At 64.5% G+C, this 6,660-nt stretch carries 6 protein-coding genes; all 6 read left to right on the plus strand.

Annotated features, from left to right (window positions below; translation table 11 throughout):
• Positions 1 to 30 precede the first annotated feature (30 nt).
• Entirely contained in the window at positions 31 to 717 is a 687-nt protein-coding gene (locus tag CH278_RS09090) for a response regulator transcription factor (RefSeq protein ID WP_027496041.1), read from the plus strand.
• Positions 718 to 773: 56 nt separating this feature from the next.
• Positions 774 to 2,168 carry a HAMP domain-containing sensor histidine kinase gene (locus CH278_RS09095; protein WP_094621741.1) on the plus strand — a complete coding sequence of 465 codons (1,395 nt, stop codon included), beginning with the start codon at positions 774 to 776 and terminating at the stop codon, positions 2,166 to 2,168.
• Positions 2,169 to 2,268: 100 nt separating this feature from the next.
• Entirely contained in the window at positions 2,269 to 3,792 is a 1,524-nt protein-coding gene (locus CH278_RS09100) for a trypsin-like peptidase domain-containing protein (protein WP_080731856.1), read from the plus strand.
• A gap of 89 nt (positions 3,793 to 3,881) precedes the next feature.
• On the plus strand, positions 3,882 to 4,379 hold the full coding sequence (locus CH278_RS09105) for a MogA/MoaB family molybdenum cofactor biosynthesis protein (RefSeq protein WP_197077495.1): 498 nt from the start codon (positions 3,882 to 3,884) through the stop codon (positions 4,377 to 4,379).
• A 764-nt stretch (positions 4,380 to 5,143) separates the two neighbouring features.
• Positions 5,144 to 5,917, plus strand: a complete 774-nt coding sequence (locus CH278_RS09115) for an MspA family porin (RefSeq protein ID WP_094621663.1) — start codon at positions 5,144 to 5,146, stop codon at positions 5,915 to 5,917.
• 120 nt (positions 5,918 to 6,037) lie between these two features.
• On the plus strand, positions 6,038 to 6,487 hold the full coding sequence (locus tag CH278_RS09120; RefSeq protein WP_094621664.1) for a hypothetical protein: 450 nt from the start codon (positions 6,038 to 6,040) through the stop codon (positions 6,485 to 6,487).
• Positions 6,488 to 6,660: the final 173 nt, after the last annotated feature.

The raw sequence follows: 6,660 nt of genomic DNA on the forward strand, positions 1-6,660 counted from the left end.
TGTCTCAGTCGACCAGGACAAACTGTACCGATGCGGATACTGGTGGTCGACGACGATCGAGCGGTGCGCGAATCGCTGCGCAGGTCGCTCACGTTCAACGGGTACACCGTGGACCTGGCGGTCGACGGCCTCGATGCCCTGGAACAGGTAGCTGCGGCGCGTCCCGATGCGTTGGTGCTCGATGTGATGATGCCGCGTCTCGACGGCCTCGAGGTGTGTCGGCGATTGCGCAGCGTGGGCGACGACCTACCGATCCTGGTGCTGACGGCGCGTGACTCGGTGTCCGAGCGCGTAGCCGGTCTCGACGCCGGCGCCGACGACTACCTGCCCAAGCCGTTCGCGCTCGAGGAGCTCCTGGCTCGGCTGCGGGCATTGTTGCGGCGCACAGCGATGGAAGCCGGCATCGACTCGGAGACCATGACGTTCGCGGACCTGTCGTTGGACCCGGTCACCCGTGAGGTCTCGCGCGGCGAGCGTTCGATCAGCCTCACCAGGACCGAGTTCTCGTTGCTCGAGATGCTCATGACCAATCCGCGCCGAGTGCTCACCAGAAGTCGCATTCTCGAAGAGGTCTGGGGCTACGACTTCCCGACTTCCGGCAACGCGCTCGAGGTGTACGTCGGGTATCTGCGGCGCAAGACCGAGGCCGAAGGGGAGTCGCGGCTGATCCATACCGTTCGCGGTGTCGGATACGTCCTGCGCGAGACGCCCCCGTGATAGGCAGTTCGTTCGGGCGCAAGACGCCCGACGGTGTTCCACCTCCGCCGGCACCGATGCGGCCACCGACGCCGTTGACGAGATCGGTGTCGTTACGGTGGCGGGTGACGCTGTTGGCTGCGTCCGTCGTGGCGATCGCGGTGGCCGTCATGGCCATCGCTGCCTACACCGTGGTCTCGCGCGCGCTGTACGGCGACGTGGACACGCAGTTGCGTTCTCGCGCATCGGCATTGGCGGAATCGGACCTGGTGTCCTACGACCCACGGTTCGTGGCCGGTGCCACGTTGTACAGCACCGACGTCAGTGTGGCGTTGATCTACCCCGACATGACCAGCTACAACCCGCCCGGACCCAAGGTGCCCGTCGGCGATTCGGAACTTGCTGTGGTGCGCGGAGAGCAGGCTTCGTCGCTGCGCACACTCGACGATCAGCGGGTGCTCGCACTGCGTACCAAGGACGGCAGCACCCTGATCGTGGCGCAGCGACTGCTGCCCACCGGAGAAGTGCTGGATCGTTTGGCGTGGGTTCTGCTGATCGTGGGAGCCTGTGGTGTCGTGCTGGCGGCGGGTGCCGGTATGGCCGTGGCGCGCACCGGTTTACGGCCTATCGCACGATTGACTGCGGCCGCAGAGCGAGTGGCGCGTACCGACGATCTGACGCCTATCCCGGTGACGGGCGACGACGAATTGGCCCGGTTGACCGAGAGTTTCAACACGATGCTCCGAGCCTTGGCCGAATCTCGGGGCAGGCAGAGCAGATTGGTCGCCGACGCCGGGCACGAACTTCGGACGCCGTTGACGTCGCTGCGCACCAACATGGAACTGTTGATCGCGGCCGGGCGTCCGGGTGCACCGTCCATTCCCGACGAGGACATGGCCGAGCTGAGAACCGACGTGGTGGCGCAAATCCAGGAATTGTCCACGCTGGTGGGTGATCTGGTGGACCTTGCACGCGAGGACGCACCCGAGACGGTGTTCGAGCGGGTCGACCTTGCCGATGCCGTCGAGCGCAGCCTCGAACGAGCTCGCAGGCGTCGCAACGAGATCGACTTCGATGCCACGCTCATGCCGTGGTTCGTCTACGGAGATCAGGCGGGCCTGTCGAGGGCAGTGCTCAATGTGCTCGACAACGCGGCCAAGTGGAGCCCCAGCGGCGGAGAAGTGCGAATTGCCATGCGGCAGATCGGTGACGGCCTGCTCGAGCTGACAGTGGACGACGCGGGCCCCGGCATTCCGGAGGAAGACCGCGAACTCGTCTTCGAGCGTTTCTATCGCTCGACGGCATCGCGTTCGATGCCCGGATCCGGTCTGGGACTTGCCATCGTCCGACAGGTGGTCGTCAAACACGGCGGCACGATTGCCGTCGAGGTGTCCGAGCGGGGTGGAGCGCTCATTCGAATCGTGTTGCCCGGTGAGGGTGCCGCGGACCACGAGACACTCTCGGCAAACTGATAGGCGAGTCTCAGCGCGCTCTCAGTACCGCCCTGCACAGTGAGTAGCAAGAAGGCGGGCGACCTCGAAGCCGAGGTCTCTATCGAAGGAAGCAACAGCGATGAGCGACGACCGTAACGAACCAGAACAGCCCGGACGGGATGCCGGTGCACAGCATCATCCTGCGGACCGGGCTTCACACGGCGGCGAGCACGATCCCTCGACTCAGCACCAGCCCACCCAGCAGAATCCGACGCAACAGAATCCCACGCAGCAGTTCCCGCCCCAGCAGGCGCATCCCCAGCAGAGCTATCCGCAGCAGTACGCGGGCTACGGGCAGAATCAGTACCAGCCCGGCTACGGCCCCTACGGTCAGCACGGTGACTCGCAGGCCGGTCAGCACAACCCGGGTCAGCACAACCCCGGCCAGCATGCGCAGCCCCAACAGGTTGCGCCGCAGCCTCATTCGGCATCCGGCACCGTGAAGACTCGCCCGGGTCGGTCTGCTCTGGTGGCCGGAGCGATTGCGCTCGTTCTCGTGGGCGGCGGAATCGGCGGCGCGGTCGGTGCCATCGCGACCAACAACGCCAACGGCAACAACGCCGGTGTCACCAATTCGTTGAACTCACCGATCACCGCCGCTCAGCCGGCCGCCAATTTCCCCGACGGTTCCGTTCAGGCCGTCGCGAACAAGGTGCTGCCGAGTGTCGTGCAGATTCAGGTGAAGGGCTCGCAGCAGGAAGGTGAGGGCTCCGGCGTCATCCTCAGCAGTGACGGCCTGATCCTGACGAACAACCACGTGGCCACCGGCGCAGGGGCCAACGGCAAGCTGACCGTCGCGTTCGCCGACGGGTCGGTGGCCGACGCCACCATCGTCGGTGCGGACTCCGTCTCGGACATGGCCGTCATCAAGGCCGAAGGAAAGACGAATCTGACGCCGATCGAGTTGGGCAGCTCGTCCAACCTCGAGGTCGGCCAGCAGGTCGTCGCCATCGGCTCGCCTCTGGGCCTGGCCGGCACCGTCACCACCGGCATCGTTTCCTCGCTCAACCGCCCGGTATCGACGTCCGGTGAGTCCGGCAACCAGAACTCGGTGATCGACGCCATTCAGACCGACGCGGCCATCAACCCCGGCAACTCCGGCGGCGCTCTCGTCAACACCGATGGCCAGTTGATCGGCATCAACACCGCCATCGCCACTCTCGGCGGCAGTGAGGGCTCCGGCGCGCAGAGCGGCTCGATCGGTCTCGGATTCGCGATCCCGGTCGATCAGGCCAAGCGGATCGCCGACGAGCTGACCACCACCGGCAAGGCCACCCAAGCGATGATCGGTGTGCAGGTGCCGTCCAAGGACGATGCCAACGGCGCAACCGTCGTCGAGGTCACCGAGGGTGGCCCGGCTGCGGCGGCAGGCATTCCGAAGGGCGCGGTCATCACCAAGGTCGACGATCGGATCGTCGCCAGCGGTGACGCGTTGATCGCGGCAGTGCGCTCGCATGCACCCGGCGATTCGGTGAAGATCACCTACACGGACGGTGGCAGCGAGAAGACCGTCGACGTGACGCTGGGCACGGCCGAGCCGGCTGCGGCACCCGCCGCGCAGGTCCCGTCACTGCAGATCCCGTCGTTCCCGGGCGGTCGCTGATGCTCAGGGAAGCCGGTAGGCACGGAACCATTGCAACTATTTACGCACAGCGTGAGCCGGGTACGGGCCTTACTACTACGGTGAGCGGTATGGAACTCGACGCACCTTTGGCCGGCCGCGCGTTGGTCGTCATCGTGGACGACCGCACTGCTCACAGCAACGAGAAGGATTCGACGGGTCCGCTGGTGACCGAACTGTTGACCGAGGCCGGTTTCTTGGTCGACGGTGTGGTGGCAGTGACGGCCGACGAAGTGGACGTGCGGAACGCGCTGAACACCGCGGTGATCGGCGGTGTCGATCTGGTGGTGTCCGTCGGCGGCACGGGTGTCTCGCCTCGCGACGTCACTCCCGACGTCACGGCCGAGGTGCTCGATCGCGAGATACCGGGAATCAGTGAGGCGCTACGTTCTTCCGGTCTGGCAGCCGGATCGTTGGACGCAGGCCTGTCGCGGGGACTGGTCGGAGTATCGGGCAGCACGCTGGTGGTCAACCTGGCGTCGTCCCGTGCGGCCATCCGTGACGGTATGGCGACGCTGACTCCGCTGGCGAGTCAGGTCATTGCCGAGCTGTCGGGATTGGACGCGTAGTCACTGCGATGAACGACGAGCCGATCGAAAATCGACCGGACGACGAAGCGAGCCGGGCCCGAGCAGAACGGGCCCGGCTCGCTCGTATCTTCGGAGACGTGCTGCCGGAGACCACGGGAGACGACCGGGCCGACGGGCCCGATGGCGACTCCTTGTCGGTCGATTGGTTGAAGCAGCAGCGACCACCCCATTACTTTTAGTGTGATCCACAACACATTTTGTTGGCTGGAATGACAGCTCTGTTAGTTAGTCGTTTACCTGTCGTTAGCGACCTACCCGGCGGTAGTGCCGGGCGAAGCCGCCGAAAACGGACACCACAGGCAGGGTGTGGAACGGTCCAATCGTGCAATCCGGACAGGACTCCCGCGGCGTCTTCCCATATCAGGGTCGTTTTACTCCTGATCGGCGCGTGTAACGGTTTCCACTTCTCGGGAGATGCTGTGACGCAGGTTATCGCTAACACGGGTGTGAAAGATGTTCACGCCGACGAAACACATCACGAGATGGCAACGTTTGGGCGTCGATCGTAGGGATTGTCACGGTCAGGCATCTCCTCTAATGTTCCCCTCAGCTTCCAAGGGATCAGGGCGTGGGACCAACCGGTGCCGCGCCCTTCATCTCGGAACTGAACAATCGAGGATGTGGCCTTCAGGCTCCATCCGGCTCGGGCTCGCACACACTGACGCGTGCGATTCAGTTCGAGGGTGAAAGCCACAAGCTTCCCCGTGCGACACCGCGCTGGGACTGAACATGATGAGGAATAAATGACGGAGATCCAGAAGTCGCGGCGCAGCCGGGGACTCAAGTCCATGAGCGTCGCAGTTGCTGCCAGCGCTTCGGTAGTCGGCCTGGTGCTCGGTACCGGAACCGCTTCTGCCGCTGTCGACAGCGCGAAGTCCATCGTCGACGCCGATGGCAACACCGTGACGTTGACGCTGTCCGACTCCTTCGTCAGCGGCGTTGCGCCTCTCGACGGAAACCCGCTCACCCGTGAGTGGTTCTACGACGGCCGCGCAACGTTCGACGTTCAGGGCCCCACGGCTGACGACTTCGAGGGCACCCTCACCGCCGGCCTGCAGATCGGCTACCCGCTGAGCCTCGACGGCGGCGTCTCGGTCGAGTGGGCTTCGCCTTCGGCCAACCTCGGTATCAGCAGCGGCAACGAGTCCAGCGTCACCGGAACCATCCCGGTCACTCCTCCCGGGTCCCCCGAAATCGAGCTCGGTGGCAAGGGCACCTCGACCAGTGGCCTCGACGTCGGCGTTCAGCTGATCCCGCAGGCAACTGCGACCATCGATCTCGCTCCCGGCGGCGGCGTCGTTCAGTCCGAGAGTGCAATCGCCACCTTCAACGAAGAGGCGAACATCTCCAAGACCGAGGGTGACGCTGCAGGCGCTCAGGGCTCCATCCAGCTCGCCGGCGTCCACGGCACCGCTACGGGCATCCTGGGCAACGTCACGGTTCGTCCGTACGTCACCCTGCTCAGCGCAAAGGGTGACTCGATCACCACGTACGGCCCGGCAACTCGCCTCAACTGATCTCGATCGGTTGATTCTGGTTTCCTAGTTCTTCCGGTTCAGGCCCGCACGGATTCTCCGTGCGGGCCTGAACTATGTTCGGCTCGAACGTAGTTCGACATGTAGAGAGGCGCAGAAGCAGTGACCTACCCGAAAGCCCGTTTCACAGTGTTCGCCGCTGGAGCCGTCGTTGCTCTCGGGTTGCTCACCGGTTGCAGTGGTGGTGACGACTCGGCAGCCACCGGTCAGAACACCGACGTGTGCAACTCTTTCGCAGCCGACCACAATGCGTTCGTCGGTCTGGTCAAGGCGGGCCCGGGGTCGGCAGCCAACATCGAGCAGTGGACTGCGGACAAGCAGGCGGCCGTCGACAATGTGAAGTCACTGTCCGGCACCGCGTCCGGTGACGTGGCCAGTGCGATCACGACCTTCGCGGACGCCATTCCGGCTGACACGCTCGAACTGTCGGAGCCAGACAGCGAGTCGGGCAAGGCGTTCGTCTCCAACAGCGCAGCAGTGAAGTCCGCCTGCGAGGCGGACGGCACCTCGATCACGCTCGATGAGCTACCGCTGACCACGTTCACCAACTGATCGCCTGACGGGCCCTCTCGGCCTGTCGCACGCCCCACAACGAATGAATGCGCCATTCACGCCGTCTGACAGCGTTGCACAGCTCCCCGGAAGTTGGACTGAGTAATTCAGTTCCGACTACCGGGGAGTTTTGTATGCGTGCACGAAGTTCACTTACCGAGGATCAGCGGGTC

Origin of the sequence: Rhodococcus sp. 05-2254-5, assembly GCF_002258575.1 — a bacterium.
GTDB classification, from domain to species: Bacteria; Actinomycetota; Actinomycetes; order Mycobacteriales; family Mycobacteriaceae; genus Rhodococcoides; species Rhodococcoides fascians.